This is a genomic window from Bradyrhizobium sp. 31Argb, assembly GCF_043638955.1.
Classification (GTDB): Bacteria; Pseudomonadota; Alphaproteobacteria; order Rhizobiales; family Xanthobacteraceae; genus Bradyrhizobium.
This window is the reverse complement of sequence record NZ_JBEGDB010000086.1, coordinates 14,383-28,977: the sequence shown is the minus strand read 5'-3', so window position 1 is coordinate 28,977 and position 14,595 is coordinate 14,383. Positions and strand designations below refer to the sequence as shown.

General features: G+C 63.0%; 13 protein-coding genes. 7 read left to right on the top strand and 6 right to left on the bottom strand.

What is annotated here, in order from left to right; translation table 11 throughout:
- Window positions 1-109 precede the first annotated feature (109 nt).
- On the top strand, window positions 110-1,735 hold the full coding sequence (locus AAFX91_RS18445; RefSeq protein ID WP_394567346.1) for an FMN-binding glutamate synthase family protein: 1,626 nt from the start codon (window positions 110-112) through the stop codon (window positions 1,733-1,735).
- A gap of 120 nt (window positions 1,736-1,855) precedes the next feature.
- Here AAFX91_RS18445 and AAFX91_RS18440 read toward each other — a convergent pair whose 3' ends face one another.
- From AAFX91_RS18440 to AAFX91_RS18425, 4 genes are all read right to left on the bottom strand, one after another.
- Window positions 1,856-3,169: an AAA-associated domain-containing protein gene (locus AAFX91_RS18440; protein ID WP_130578534.1), complete on the bottom strand. Its 1,314-nt coding sequence runs from the start codon at window positions 3,167-3,169 to the stop codon at window positions 1,856-1,858.
- A 105-nt stretch (window positions 3,170-3,274) separates the two neighbouring features.
- Entirely contained in the window at window positions 3,275-5,263 is a 1,989-nt protein-coding gene (locus tag AAFX91_RS18435; RefSeq protein WP_394567345.1) for a carbohydrate porin, read from the bottom strand.
- Between the two features lie 453 nt (window positions 5,264-5,716).
- Window positions 5,717-5,992, bottom strand: a complete 276-nt coding sequence (locus AAFX91_RS18430; RefSeq protein WP_130578536.1) for a hypothetical protein — start codon at window positions 5,990-5,992, stop codon at window positions 5,717-5,719.
- Between the two features lie 119 nt (window positions 5,993-6,111).
- Window positions 6,112-6,945, bottom strand: a complete 834-nt coding sequence (locus tag AAFX91_RS18425; RefSeq protein ID WP_130578537.1) for a creatininase family protein — start codon at window positions 6,943-6,945, stop codon at window positions 6,112-6,114.
- A 123-nt stretch (window positions 6,946-7,068) separates the two neighbouring features.
- Between AAFX91_RS18425 and AAFX91_RS18420 the strand changes: the two genes are divergently transcribed.
- The 5 genes from AAFX91_RS18420 to AAFX91_RS18400 are packed head-to-tail and all read left to right on the top strand — an operon-like array spanning window position 7,069 to window position 11,404.
- Window positions 7,069-8,088, top strand: a complete 1,020-nt coding sequence (locus AAFX91_RS18420; protein WP_130578538.1) for an ABC transporter substrate-binding protein — start codon at window positions 7,069-7,071, stop codon at window positions 8,086-8,088.
- A gap of 20 nt (window positions 8,089-8,108) precedes the next feature.
- Window positions 8,109-8,918, top strand: coding sequence for an ABC transporter ATP-binding protein (locus AAFX91_RS18415; protein ID WP_130578539.1), 810 nt, complete (start codon window positions 8,109-8,111; stop codon window positions 8,916-8,918).
- The gene (locus tag AAFX91_RS18410) at window positions 8,915-9,703 is read left to right on the top strand and encodes an ABC transporter permease (protein WP_130578540.1); all 789 of its coding nucleotides are present in this window, start codon (window positions 8,915-8,917) and stop codon (window positions 9,701-9,703) included. Before AAFX91_RS18415 ends, AAFX91_RS18410 begins: the two co-directional genes overlap by 4 nt.
- Window positions 9,703-10,689, top strand: coding sequence for a 2-hydroxyacid dehydrogenase (locus tag AAFX91_RS18405; RefSeq protein WP_165421085.1), 987 nt, complete (start codon window positions 9,703-9,705; stop codon window positions 10,687-10,689). Before AAFX91_RS18410 ends, AAFX91_RS18405 begins: the two co-directional genes overlap by 1 nt.
- A gap of 46 nt (window positions 10,690-10,735) precedes the next feature.
- Window positions 10,736-11,404, top strand: coding sequence for an AprI/Inh family metalloprotease inhibitor (locus tag AAFX91_RS18400; protein ID WP_394567347.1), 669 nt, complete (start codon window positions 10,736-10,738; stop codon window positions 11,402-11,404).
- A 321-nt stretch (window positions 11,405-11,725) separates the two neighbouring features.
- Here AAFX91_RS18400 and AAFX91_RS18395 read toward each other — a convergent pair whose 3' ends face one another.
- Entirely contained in the window at window positions 11,726-13,393 is a 1,668-nt protein-coding gene (locus AAFX91_RS18395) for a PAS domain-containing methyl-accepting chemotaxis protein (RefSeq protein ID WP_282531452.1), read from the bottom strand.
- A 306-nt stretch (window positions 13,394-13,699) separates the two neighbouring features.
- Between AAFX91_RS18395 and AAFX91_RS18390 the strand changes: the two genes are divergently transcribed.
- A complete protein-coding gene (locus AAFX91_RS18390; protein WP_130578543.1) occupies window positions 13,700-14,074 on the top strand; it encodes a hypothetical protein in 375 nt (124 codons plus the stop codon).
- 214 nt (window positions 14,075-14,288) lie between these two features.
- On the opposite strand, the gene AAFX91_RS18385 is transcribed toward AAFX91_RS18390, so the two are convergent.
- Complete coding sequence (locus AAFX91_RS18385; protein WP_130578544.1) at window positions 14,289-14,486, bottom strand: hypothetical protein; 198 nt, start codon at window positions 14,484-14,486, stop codon at window positions 14,289-14,291.
- Window positions 14,487-14,595: the final 109 nt, after the last annotated feature.

Genomic DNA, 14,595 nt, shown 5'->3' with positions numbered 1-14,595 from the left:
CTCCACCGATCCGCTCATGCCAGGCTGTATCGCGCGCAAGCCGAAGGATGGCTAGGTGGGGGCCTCATGCCGGTTACCAACAATCCGGCAGGGTCTGCTGAGGGGTTTCATGGAAACGCTGCTGCTTCCGTTCTCGCCGCGCTTCATCGTGCTTACGATTTGCTCGGTCGTCACCGCTCTCTTGCTCGCGTTCGGCATCGTCGACCGGAAGCTGATCGACGTCATCCTGATTCCCTTGCTGATCTTCGGCGCGCTGACGCTGCTCGGCGTCCGCGACCTCATGCAGAAGCACCACGCGGTGCTGCGCAATTATCCGATCTCGGCGCACTTGCGCTTCCTGCTCGAAGAGATCCGCCCGGAGATGCGGCAGTATTTCTTCGAGAGCGAGAAGGACGGCATGCCGTTCTCCCGCGACACCCGCGCCGTCGTCTATCAGCGCGCCAAGATGGTGCTCGACAAGCGGCCGTTCGGCACCCAGGAGGACGTCTACCGCGAGGGCTATGAGTGGATGCACCATTCGGTGGCGCCGAAGCCCTACTCGAATGAGAAATTCCGCATCACCATCGGCGGTCCCGATTGCACCAGGCCTTATTCGGCCTCCGTCTTCAACATCTCCGCGATGAGCTTCGGCGCGCTCAGTCCCAACGCGGTGCGCGCGCTGAACGCCGGCGCCAACAAGGGCGGCTTCGCGCATGACACTGGCGAAGGCGGCGTCAGCCCCTATCACCGCGAGAAGGGCGGCGACATCATCTGGGAGATCGGCTCCGGCTATTTCGGCTGCCGCAACCGCGACGGCACGTTCAATCCGGACGAGTTCGCGCGCGTCGCTGCCGACGACCAGATCAAGATGGTCGAGCTGAAGATGAGCCAGGGCGCCAAGCCCGGCCATGGCGGCGTGCTGCCGGCAGCAAAGGTCTCGGAAGAGATCTCCAAGATCAGGGGCGTTCCCTTGGGCGAAGACTGCATTTCGCCGGCCTCGCACAAGGCTTTCTCGACGCCGCTTGAGATGATGGCCTTCGTCGGCGAGATGCGTAGGCTGTCCGGCGGCAAGCCGGCCGGCTTCAAGCTGTGCATCGGCCATCCCTGGGAATTCCTCGCGATCTGCAAGGCGATGCTTGAGAGCGGAATCTATCCCGACTTCATCGTGATCGACGGCAATGAGGGCGGCACCGGCGCGGCGCCGCTGGAATTCATGGACCATTTGGGCATGCCGATGCGCGAAGGCGTCAATTTTGCCCACAATGCGCTGGTTGGCATCAATGCGCGCAACCGCATCAAGATCGGCGCCTCCGGCAAGATCGCGACCGCCTTCGACATGGCGCGCGCGATGTCGATCGGCGCCGACTGGTGCAATTCGGCGCGTGGCTTCATGTTCGCGCTCGGCTGCATCCAGTCCTTGAGCTGCCACACCGACCGCTGCCCGACCGGCGTGACCTCGCAGGACCCGATCCGCAACCGCGCGCTCTACGTGCCCGACAAGATCGAGCGCGTCTGCAATTATCACCACGCGACGCTGCATGCGCTGGCGGAGCTGCTCGCCGCTGCCGGCCTCGAGCATCCGCAGGAGTTACGGCCAATCCATTTCACGCAGCGGACGTCGACCGCGGAAGTCCGCACCTTTGCCGAGCTCTACCCGGCGCTGCGTCTGGGCGAATTGCTCGAAGGCACCCAGGACCGCCGTTTCCGCGACGCCTGGGCCATGGCCCGCCCCGATTCGTTCCAGCCGGCGGGGTGAAGAGATCGTAGCCCGTAGCCCGGGCGGAGCGCAGCGTAACCCGGGGACCGCTCGTCAACGTTGATGCACGTGTCCCGGGTTGCGCTGCGCTTCACCCGGGCTACGTGGTCAATTCAATCGCTAATGCGGGTTCTCCAGACTGAACGTCTCCGACTGTTCGTCATAGGCGAACAGCTCGGCATAGCGTCCCCATGAGACGATGGTCTTTAGCGTCTCATCCGCATAGTCCTCGGACATGTAGTCCTCGAGTTCGTTACGGAATCGCGCGGCGGGCGCGGTGTGGGACGGGCGCTCGTCGAGCACGCGCTTGATCAGGCCCATCACCGGCACGTAGTTGATCAGATGCTCGGCGAACAGTTTCTTGCGCGCGTCGGTTTCGAGATTGGCGAAGCGCAGGCCGGCTTCCGTCAGCACCAGGTCGCCCTCGCTCAATCGGGCGAAACGCAAGAGCTGCAGCGACTCGCCGAGATGGAGGATCTCGTCCGTCTCCATTTGCAGGCTGCCGGCGAGGACCGGCAGGTCGGCGTGGCCATTATAAGGCGGTGCTGCCAGCGTCTCGATCAGGCCGGACAGTTCATTGGACGAGACATGGCCGAGCGCGGTGCCGACGCCTGCGCCGGACATCATCTCGGTCGCCGTCGTTGACTTTCCGTCGGTCCGCTGCGTCATGCGCCCATAGATGCTGTCGACGAGCTGCCGGAACGCCGGATCCAAACGGTTGCGCGGATGCGGGAAATCGACCTTGATCTCGGTCGCCACCCTCCCGGGATTGGACGAGAACACGAGAATGCGGTCGCACATCAGCACCGCCTCCTCGATATTGTGCGTCACCATCAGCACCGATTTGATCGGCAGGCGCCCTTCGGTCCAGAGGTCGATCAGGTCGGTGCGCAGTGTTTCGGCGGTCAGCACGTCCAGCGCCGAGAACGGCTCGTCCATCAGGAGCAGGTCCGGATGCACCACCAGGGCACGCGCGAAGCCGACACGCTGGCGCATGCCGCCGGACAGCTCCTTGGGGTAGGCGGATTCGAAGCCGTCGAGGCCGATCAGGTCGATCGCGGCCAGCGCGCGGGTGCGCCGCTCGGCGGCGTCGATGCCGAGTGCTTCGAGCCCGAGCTCGACATTCTGCAGCACCGTGAGCCAGGGAAACAGTGCAAACGACTGGAACACCATCGCGACGCCGTTGGGGGGACCTGCGATCTTCTTGCCGCGACAGGCCGCCTCGCCTGAGGAGGGATCGACGAGGCCGGCGATGATACGGAGCAGCGTCGATTTGCCGGAGCCGGAGCGGCCGAGCAATCCGACGATCTCGCCTGCGCGGATCGTCAGGTCGACGTTTTCGAGCACCAAAAGGTTCTCGCCGCTGCCCTTGGGAAAGGAGCGGCAGACGCCGCGGATGTCGATAAGGTTGGGCTCAGCGGATTGTTCGAGCATTGCGGCTCCTCATCACCTGAGGCGAAAGCGGCGGGAAACGATTCCTTAAACCGATATCTCCCGCGATCCTTCCGTTTGGGCACGATCTTGTCGGAAAGATGTGCTCTAGAATTCCCCGTGCAGCCTTCCCGCGAAGATGTGCACGGGGCCACGGTCGGCGTTATAGGCGGGGTTTGTGATGAACTGATAGTCCGCCGTCAAGGTGAAGTTCTTGCTGATCGAATACGCGTAGTAGGTCTCGAAGATGCGCTCATGACTGTAGTTGAGCCGGCCATCGCCGATCAGCAGGCCGAGGCCGCCAGCGGCAAGGAAATCGCGATGCCCGGCGGACAGGCCGTTGATCGCGCCGCCAACGCCGAACGTGTCGCTTGGCCGCCCCCAATAGCTGCCCTTGACCGACAGGCCGCCCGAAACGCTGCGATCGACGTCGGTGAACGAGAGAATTTCGCTGCGGCCGTCGTTCCAGCTCGCGCGGGCGAACAAGCCAATGTCCGTGGCGAGCTGCTGCTCGAGGTTGGCGTAGAAGCCGTATTTGAGATTGTCGCGGCGGATGCTCGCCATCACATCATTGATGTCGAGCGCCGGGTTCAGGCTCTCGATATCCAGCGCCTCGCGGTAGATGCCGGTATTGCCGCGATTGGCGAAGGCACCGAGCCGGAGCTTGCCGGGCTGGTCTTCGAGCGAATAGCGCCCCTCGAACTCGACCACCGTGCCGCCGGTCTTGAAGGTCAGGATATCGCTGTTGGGCGCATCGGGCACCTGGAACAGGCCAGCGCGCACCGCCCAGTCCTTGCGGTTGAACTCGACTACCGCGCCGCGCGTATAACCAGGCAGGTCGGCCGGGAAGTCGTAGGCGGCGGAGGCCCACATCGCCCAGTTCATGAAGTCGAGGCGCGGGTCCTTCGCATAGGAATTGCCGTCGAAGAAGTCGCCGACCGCAAAGCGCCCGACGACGACGGTGATGCGGTTGATGTCGCGCTTGCCTGGCAACTGGTTGGGACCATCGGCGACCTCTTCCTGCTCGCCTCCGAGTCCAAAGGTCTGCTTGAGGAAGTAGCGTTGTGGCCGCAGCTTCGGAAAGGCTGCTCCCGCCTTTTGTGCTTCGCCGTTGGGGAAACCGGCAAGGCCCAGCGTGCCGTTGATGCCGAAGCCCTGCGCCAGCTCCGGATTGAAATAGAGCTCGCCGCCTTCCCACAGCCTGAGGCCGAGAAACGCCGTCGTGGTCCAGGTCGCCTGGAGTTGTCCAGGTCCCGGCAGGCTGTTGGTGCCCATGTAGGGCGAGCGGAACGACGGATAGCCCTGCGGCAGGAACGTGGTCTGCGCATGCACATTCCAGTCGTTCGACTCAGGAAGTTTGGTCGGGCTTGCAGCGACCGGCCAAGGCGCATCGCCAAACTGATAGTTCAAGCCGAACTTCAGCAGATGGAGATCGGGCTTGATGCTGACGGGGGGCAAGCCGAATTCGCCGAGGTCGTAGGTCCGTTGCGCGAGGTTGACATAGTCATATTCGAGCTTCGCGCTCCAATTGCCGCTCAGCGCGAATTCGGCACCGGCGCCGATGGTCCAGCCGGTGTGATATCGACCGGGGGTCGAGACAATCTCGCCGTCGGCGTCGTTGATCCTGACATGGCTGTGCCCCCAGGCGAAGCCGCCGGTCAGATAGGGCATCCACAATCCGAATGCGTAGCCGACGCGGCCACGCAAGGTGCCGGTATAGTCGATCGAACTCTGAAATGGGGCGGGCACCAGCCGCGGCATGTCCAGCGGGCTCGTGAACGTGGCGTCGGCCTCGATGCCAAGCACCACGCGATTGGAGAATTGCCGATTGTATCCGGCCTGATAGCCGCCGAGCAGCCCGGTGATCGTCGGGGGAAAGAACACGGACTGTTCGCGGAGGGGATTGGTGCGCGGGCCCAGGCTACCATCGCCGTAGCCGGTATGGGCTCCCAGATAGAAGCCGGTCCAATCGTAGACGGCGGCGTAGGCGGGAGCCTTGACGGCGATGTCGGCCGCAACCGCCGGGCCGCTCAAGGCGAAGGTCGCGGCCGCCGCGTGGCCGAGAATCAGCTCAAGGGATCGGCTGCGGCGCGGCATGGCGGAGATGTTTCCAAACTGAATGTCGCGACAGTTCAGCGTGCCCGTTCCCGAAGCGCTGCTACGACGCCTTCCCCAACACCAAATCATCACGCCGCCTCTGCCCCGGTCGCATGTCCTGATTCCCCTCCATCGCGCCAGATCGGGGAAGCCACACTATACCGCAACCCTTATTGCGAATAATTCGCAATAGCAAGAAGCTGCGGGTTATTACCGCTGGATCGCATCGCTCGATGACAGTTTTGCAACAGAAAGCGCGATCATCTTGCCGCGGCCAGATCCGGAAGTGGATGACCCGCCCCGGGGGGACAGCCGGGCGGGTCGGGGTACGACACGGGGTGGGTGAGGCGCCCGTGCCGGACGCACAATCCACGGTCGACGTGTTTTCGAGCGAAGGAGGTTTACGGGTTCGCGTCAAGAAAACGCGTCAACCAAAACCGCTCCGTCGATCGATCAGAAATTGCAGGTACGCACGCGGCCCATGTAATTGCCGAACACATCGTATTGGCGAACCCAGCCGCAGCGGCGATAGCCGTCGTAGTAGTAGCCATTGTTCGCGGCGATGGCGCTGCCGACAACCGCTGCGCCGACGAGGCCGGCGCCGACGCCCCAGCCCCAGTGGTGGTGGTGGAACGGCTTGGCTTGCGCCTGGGTGGTCGACGTCGCGATCGTGCCGGTGACAGCGAGCGCGGCGAGAGCGAGAGCAGCAATCTTGGTCTTGATCGACATGGATAACTCCATCCTGTTGAAGGCGGCGCCGGGATGGCCCGCACGCACCGTTGGACGGAGCCTCCGCGATTTGGGTTCGAAGCGCAGGAAGGAGCCTGTGGCTGTCGATTATTCGGCTGTCAGAACAGCGGCTTAGTGGACGAGCGTGGTCCGGCTGCGAGCTTGTTCACGTCGAAGTTATCGACATCGATAAGCAGCTCGCAGAACGCGCGCGCGCCGTTATCGAGCAGGCGCTCGCCCTTCTCCGCGGAGGCCTTGGTCGCATCGCCGACCGCGCCGCTTGCGTGCAGGTCTTGTGTTTGCCAGGCGAATGGCGCGGGCCGTTGCGTCGACAGCCAGCGATGATCCTTTTCGATCGCAATGCTGGCGGGACGAAAATCCGCGATCGCTTCGTTGCGCACCGTCTGCGGATAGCGCGCCAGCATGATCGAGGTCTCGACCGCGCCGCCGTGAATGCCGTGGCGCACTTCTTCCGCATCGAACAGCTTCTCCGCCGCGCTCAGCCGCGACCAGCTCGTGGTGATCACCAGCATCCCGTGTTGCGCGCGCAAATCCTGCGCGACCAGGCTCATCGCGGCGCTGTTGCCGCCATGGCTCGTGACCATCACCAGCTTCTTGACGCCTGTGCGTGCCACGCTGCCGCCGAGCGCCGTCCACGTCTTCAATGCGACATTGGTCGGCAGCGTCAGCGTGCCCGGAAAATCGATATGCTCGGTGGAAATGCCGACCGGCTGCAGCGGCAGGAAGGTGGCGGGGAGGCCGACCGGCAACAGCTCGCGCACGAGCGCCAGATAGGCTTCGGCGACCATGATGTCGGTGCCGAGGGGCAGATGCGGCCCGTGCTGCTCGGTCGCCGCGAGCGGCAGCACCGCGATCCAGCGCGCCGGATCGGCGCCAGCGATCTCCGGCCAGCGGATTTCGGTCCAGTCGCGGGGTGGAACAGTGGAAGTCATGCCAAACGTTTCTCTGCCAAGCGTTCCTTTGCGCGGATTTGCGAGGTAATTTGCCGGCCCTGCCGCGGGCGCATTCGGCGTCCATCACCCATCATGGGCCATAACCAGCGACGGAGTCCAACCATGAAGCGGGCCTTTTTGCTGCGAGCGTTAACTATAGCCGTTTTCGCCCTGGTTGCGGCCTTTGCGCCGGCAAGGTCCCAGACCTTGGACAAGGTTTCGTTTGGCACCAACTGGGTCGCGGAGGCCGAGCATGGCGGCTTCTTCCAGGCGCTGGTCGACGGCACCTACAACAAATATGGCCTCGAAGTCACCATCGTTCCCGGCGGTCCCAACAACAACAATCGCATCCTCCTGATCGCCGGCAAGATCGATTTCTTCATGAGTGCGAACTCGCTGCAGTCGTTCGACGCGGTCACCAACAACGTGCCGCTGGTCGCCGTCGCCGCGATGTTCCAGAAGGACCCGCAGGTGCTGTTGACCCATCCTGACATCAAGGCAACCAAGCTCGAGGATCTGAAGCCGCTGACGCTGCTCGTCTCCAAGGAGGGCATGACGACCTACTTCCAGTGGCTGAAATCCGAATACGGATTCAGCGAGAGCAAGGTCAAGCCGTACACCTTCAACCCGCAACCCTTCATCGTCGACAAGAAGAGCGCGATGCAGGGCTATGTCACCTCGGAGCCGTTCGCGGTGGAGAAGGCCGCAAGCTTCAAGCCCGGAATCTTCCTGCTCGCCGATTACGGCTTCAACACCTATTCGACCTTGATCGAGACCCGTCGCGAGATGGTCGAGAAGAAGCCAGATCTCGTCCAGCGCTTCGTCGACGCCTCCATCATCGGCTGGTACAACTATCTCTACGGCGACAATGCCGCTGCGAACGCCATGATCAAGAAGCTCAATCCGGAAATGACCGACGAACTGCTCAGCTATTCCATCGACAAGATGAAGGAATACGGCATCGTCGATTCCGGCGACTCCTTGAAGAACGGCATCGGCGCCATGACCGACGAACGGATGGCGAGCTTCTTCGACAAGATGGTGCGGGCCGGCGTCGTTCGCTCCGATATCGACTTCCGCCAGGCCTATACGCTGCGCTTCGTCAACAAGGGCGTCGGGCTCGACCTGCGGCCGAAGAAGTAAGCACGAAGATTGCTCTCGTGATGGCCGAGCAAGCCTCAAGCGAACTGGACGCCGGCTCCCCGCTTGCGGTGAGCCTGCGTGGCGTCACGAAAGTCTATGACACCGGCGTCGCGGCGCTCGGGCCCGTTGACCTCGACGTCCGGCGCGGCGAGTTCGTGTCGCTGGTCGGGCCGTCGGGCTGCGGCAAATCCACCGCGCTGCGGCTGATCGCGGGCCTTGCCGCGCCGACCGCCGGCACGGTCAGCGTCTCGCCTCTCGCGGCGGAAATGCGCGGCCATCACCCGATGGGTTTCGTGTTCCAGGAGCCGACCCTGATGCCATGGGCGAGCGTGCGCGAAAATGTCCGCCTGCCGCTGAAACTTGCCCATGCGCCGACAGGCGAGGCGGATGCGCGCATCGACGAGGCGCTGGCGCAGGTCGGGCTTGCCGAATTCGCCAAGGCCTATCCGCGCGAACTGTCCGGTGGCATGAAGATGCGGGTCTCGTTGGCCAGGGCGCTGGTCACCGATCCCGATATTCTCCTGATGGACGAGCCATTCGCGGCGCTGGACGAGATCACGCGTTTCCGCCTCAACAACGATCTGCTCGCGCTCTGGCGCAAGCTGCACAAGACCGTGATCTTCGTCACCCATTCGGTGTTCGAGTCGGTGTATCTCTCGCAGCGCGTGATCGTGATGACGGCGCGGCCGGGGCGGATCGGTGCGGAGTTTCGCATCAGCGCGACCGAGCCGCGCGGCGAGGAATTCCGCACCTCCGCCGAATATGCCGGCTTCTGCCGCCAGGTTTCGGGCGCGCTGGCGCCGGCCTATGCGGGACAGGCCGGCGTATGAAGTCCTCGCTGCATGCGGTCCGCCTGCTGTTGCCGGTCGTCGTCTTCGCGGCCGCTGTCGTGCTGTGGGAAGCGATCGTTCGCATCAACAATATCCAGCCCTATGTACTGCCGGGGCCGGTGGCGGTGTTTCAGACCCTGATTGGCGACTGGCCGGTGCTGTCGCAATCGCTGGGCGTCACCTTGCTGACCACGCTGGAAGGTTTTGTGGCGGCCGCGATCGGCGGCATCGCGCTGGCGCTGTTGTTCAACCAGTCGAAATGGCTGGAATATTCGCTGTTCCCCTATGCGGTGATCCTGCAGGTCACGCCGGTGATTGCGATCGCGCCGCTGCTTCTGATCTATCTGCAGCAACAGACCGCCGTGGTGGTCTGCGCCTGGATCGTCGCCTTCTTTCCAGTCCTGTCCAACACCACGCTCGGGCTCAATTCCGTTGACCGCAACCTCGCCGGGCTGTTCCAGCTTTACGGCGCGACGCGGCTGCAGACTTTGTGTTTTCTGAAACTGCCGGCGGCGCTGCCGTTCATCCTCGGAGGATTGCGGATCGCGGGCGGCCTGTCGCTGATCGGCGCGGTCGTGGCCGAGATCGCGGCCGGCACCGCGGGCGCAGGCTCCGGTCTCGCCTTCCGCATCGCCGAGTCCGGCTATCGTCTCAACATTCCACGTATGTTCGCGGCGTTGTTCCTGCTCTCGGTCGCCGGGATTGTCATCTATGGGGTGCTGGCGCTAATTTCGCACCTGGTATTGCGGCGCTGGCACGAGAGCGCGCTTGGAAAGGAAAGCTGATGGCTGCAACTATCTCTTCTGACAAGATCGACCTTTTGGTCTACGGGCCGATCCGTCCCATTCTGCAGAACGGCTTTCCCGATCAGTTCATCCTGCACACTGCCGAAAACCGCGCCGATCTCGAGCGGTTGACGCCGGAGACCAAGGCCAAGATCCGCGGCATGGCCGTGACCTATCACACCGTGTCCACAGACAGGACCGTGCTGGCGCAATTCCCGAAGCTCGAGCTCGTTGCGAGCTTCGGCGTCGGCTACGACCATGTCGAGTCCGCCTATGCGCGCGAGCACAACATCATCGTCACCAATACGCCCGACGTCCTGACCGAGGAGGTCGCCGACGTCGCCATGGGCCTCCTGATCGCGACCCTGCGCGAATTCATCAAGGCCGACCGCTATGTGCGCTCCGGCCTCTGGCAGACGCAGAACTATCCCTTGAGCGTCGGCTCGCTGCGCGACCGCAAGGTCGGCATCGTCGGCATGGGGCGGATCGGGCAGGCGATCGGCCGCAGGCTCGAGGCTTCGCTCGTTCCGGTCGTCTATCATTCGCGCAATCCGGCGGCCGGCGTGTCCTACCAGCATTATCCCGACCTGATCGAGATGGCGAAGGCGGTGGATACGCTTGTCGTGATCGTGCCCGGCGGCGCCTCCACCGCGAAGATGATCAATGCCGATGTGTTGAAGGCGCTCGGCCCGCGGGGCGTGGTGATCAACGTCGCGCGAGGTTCGGTCGTGGACGAGCCGGCGCTGATCGCGGCGTTGAAATCAGGGACCATCCTGGCCGCCGGTCTCGACGTGTTCGCCACCGAGCCCAACGTGCCGGACGAGCTGAAGTCGATGCAGAATGTCGTGGTGCTGCCACATATCGGTTCGGCTTCCGTGGTAACGCGCAATGCCATGGACCAGCTCGTGGTCGACAATCTCAAAAGCTGGTTCGCCGGCAAGCCGCCGCTCACGCCCGTCGCGGAAACCCCGGTAAAGGGACGTTGATCAGGGATAGTCGATGTCAGTCCGCCGTTTCAGCGTCGTGGTGGCAATGCTGCTTGCAATCGCCGGCGGCGCTGGACCTGCGTCGTCCCAGGATGCCACGTCGCTGAAAAAGGAAATGATCGGGCAGTGGGAGCTTGCGACCACCGAGCGCAGCAAGACCTGCGTCGTCACGCTGAAGGGCGATGCCGCGGCCCAAGGCCTCAAGCTCGAGCTCGAGCCTTCCTGTCCGGCGGCCCTGCCTTTCACCAAGGACATCGCCGCCTGGAACATCAAGGGCCTCGACATCGTGCGGCTGCAGAATGCGGTTGGCGAACCGGTGATCGATTTCACTGAGGTCGAGAGCGGCATCTTTGAGGGGCATCGGACCGGCGAGGGCGTCTACATCCTGCAAAACCTCGCCGCGGCGCGCGCGCTCGCCAAGTCGATGGACCAGATGATCGGCGACTGGTCGATGGTGCGCGGCAACGGACAGGCGATCTGCGGCCTGACGCTGACCAATACCGAAGCCGGTCAGGACAATTTCCAGGTCTTCTTGAAGCCGAAATGCGATCCGGCAGTGACGGCGTTCGCGCCGACGGTCTGGCGGCTCGATCACGGCCAGATGCTGCTGATGTCCGAGAAGGGCGAGACTTGGCAGTTCGAGGCCGACGACAATGCGCAGTGGCGCAAGGTCCCCGACAGCGCCGACCCCCTGATCATGCTGCGCGACCAGTAGCAGCCGCTATGGCGTGATGCGATTTGGTCGAGTCGGCGGCGGTTCCTTCGCGGCCCATCCTTCGAGACGCCCGCCTTTGGCGGGCTCCTCAGGATGAGGTCTGATTGCGCGGCGGAATCTTAGACTCTCATGGTGAGGAGCGCCGCTTGCGGCGCGTCTCGAGACGATGCTGCGCATCGCTCGGAGAACCATGAGGCCCGCCTCGTTCACAGCCATCAAACAGCTATATGCGATAGCCCTGCCCGCAAGCGGGAGAGGGAGTGCAGCATCCACCGCCGATACGGCAAGTCTTCGATCTGAGCCGTTGGTAATCCGCTGCTGTCAGCCGATGGCGGCGGCCTCGTTGGCGGCGCGCTGCATGCTCGACGACATCTCGCCGGTGACGACGCTCTGCTCCTCGACCGCGGCCGCCGTCGACGTCACATATTCGCCCACCGCCTCGATCGACCGGCGGACCGTGCCCAGCGCGGTGACCACGTCGACGGAAATGCCATTCAGCGAGTCGATTTCGACGCCAATCTTGTCGGTCGCCTGCTTGGCCTGGTTGGCCAGGTTCTTGACCTCGGCGGCGACCACCGCGAAGCCACGGCCGGCCTCGCCGGCGCGTGCGGACTCGATGGTCGCGTTCAGCGCGAGCAGGTTGATCTGGCCGGTGATGTCGCCGATCATCTGCAGGATGCCGCTCATCGAGGCGGCCGCGGCGGTCAGCCGCTGCGCCTGGTGGTCGGCGGATTGCACATGGTCGGTGGCGGCCGCAGCCGTTTCCTTGGACTTGACCATCGCCTCCGAGATCTCGCGCACCGAGGCATTCAATTCCTCGGCGCCGGCCGCGACCTGCTCCATCATGCCGCGGACGCGCTCGCTCTTCAGCCGCGCGATAACCTGGGCGGTGACGTCGGAGGCGTATTTGACGACCTTGAACGGCTTGCCGTTGAGATCCATGATCGGATTGTAGGAGGCCTGGATCCAGACTTCGCGTCCGCCGGCGCCGACACGGCGAAACTCACCGGTCTGGTATTCGCCGCGATTAAGCGCAGCCCAGAATTCCCGATAGGCTGGCAGGTCACGCTCGGCCGGATCGACGAACATGCTGTGGTGACGGCCCTGGATGTCGTGCAGCGTGTAGCCCAGCGTCTTCAGGAAATTCGCGTTCGCCGTTCTTACCGTGCCGTCCATCGCGAACTCGATCACGGCCTGCGACTTGTCGATGGCCGCGATCTGGCCGGCAAAATCGGCATTGCGCAGCTTCTGCTCAGTCACGTCGGTGGCGAATTTGACCACCTTGAACGGCTTGCCGTTCTCATCGAACACCGGATTGTAGGATGCGAGAATCCAGACCTCTCTGCCGCCCTTGCCGATCCGCTTGAATTCGCCGGTCTCGAACTCGCCTCGGTTCAGCTTCTGCCAGAACTCCCGATAGTTCGGGCTGTCGCGGAATGATGCCTCGACAAACATGCTGTGGTGCTTGCCCTTGATCTCGGCCAGCGAATAGCCGAGCGCGCGCAGGAAATTCTCATTGGCGGTGATGACAGTGCCGTCGAGATTGAATTCGATCACCGCCTGGACGCGGCCGATGGCCGTGGTCTGCGCCCGGAAGTCCAGGTTCTGCAGCCGGATCGAAGCATCGGACCATTCCACGGCGAAGCCTGCGCGCTGCCCGTCGTCCGTGGTCAGCGGCGTGATCATGAGATCGAAGGCGCGGCCACCGAACCTGATGGTCTCCCGGTGCGGCGACTTCAACTGTCCCAGAAGGTGGCGCTGGGCGGAATCCCTGTAAAACATGTCGATGCTGCCGCCGATCAGCTTGGCGACCGAGAAGCCCGGAAGCTCCTTGCGGATGTCGGCTTCCGCGTCGGTGAGCAGCTTTATCACCGCACGGTTCATGTAGGTGATGGTCAGTGACGCATCCGCGACCATCAGGTTGGCAGTGATGACGTCGGCGGCAGTCTTGGCAATGTCACCGGCACGCGATTTCCGGCTTCCGAACATGTGTGGGGTTCCTGCGTTGGGGGGCCAGGCGATGAAATTGTCGATCAGGTATTCACGGTCGGCGAATCAAAATTCCAAATGTCACCAGAAGTTTCTCAGCATGGTGTGAATGGTCCCTTAAACATCCGGTTACCGCTGACAAAATCGCCGAGCTCCGATATTGCGTTGCGGCCGAAGACGTAAACCCCTGCTAATCGGCGCTTTCTTTCCGTCACCTGTCCGTGTGCTGGGACGAGGAACGCCCTTGGCGTGCGCGGCGTTGGCTGTTGATGTCTCGATCTGTCTTTTTCCGACCAGGAGCGGATTATGGCGACGACCGTGCTTGCAATCGGCATCGATCCCGCATTCGCGGATTTCAGCGCCTTTCCGCAGCTCACGCCGGAACTCATCAGGAACTATATCGACGCGCAGATCGATCAGTTGCGCACCCACGGCTATCAGGCGGAAGCCTGTCTGGTCGATCTTGGCGATACCGCCGAGCGGGTGGTGGCCATGGCGCTGGAGTCGAAACGGTTCGACTGCGTCGTCATCGGCGCGGGTCTGCGCGAGCCCGCCGAGCAACTGCTGCTGTTCGAGAAGATCATCAACCTCGTGCACCGGCTGGCGCCGGAGGCCTCCATCTGCTTCAACACTTCGCCCGCCGATACGATGGATGCGGTGCGACGCTGGGTTGCGCCGTAAGACGGCCGCCGCATCACGGGCACCACTTGAAGGAGAGGGTCACCTGCTTCGCCGTTCCGAGGGCCTGGCGGGCTTGTTTCTATGTTTCCACTTGTTTCTATTTAATGCCCGATGTTTCCATCTGTGTCTTCGGCGATGCGAACGATCCTAGTGTTTCTCTCTCGAGGCTTCACACACGATCACCGCACTGATGTACTCCGACCGGGGAATCTCGTCAGGGCGCCGAGGGATGGAGTCTGTCGATGCAATCTGTCACGTCCTTGTATGTGACCGGTTTAGCAAGGCTTTTTATCGGCGGCCCGTTGCCTTTGCGAACTTCCACGCTTTTTCCGTCACGAGCGTGCGTGACCTGATAACCGCGATACAACCAGGTCTTGCCTTCTGTCCAGGTTGGACGTTGCTCTTCCGTCATCGGCTCAACGCTCCCTGATTGATCGGCCAATCTCCGGGGCCGATGCCAGTTTCTCATCAATCGAACACGCTGTCACGACGCCATCGCAATTGCACTAGATTGTGAACAT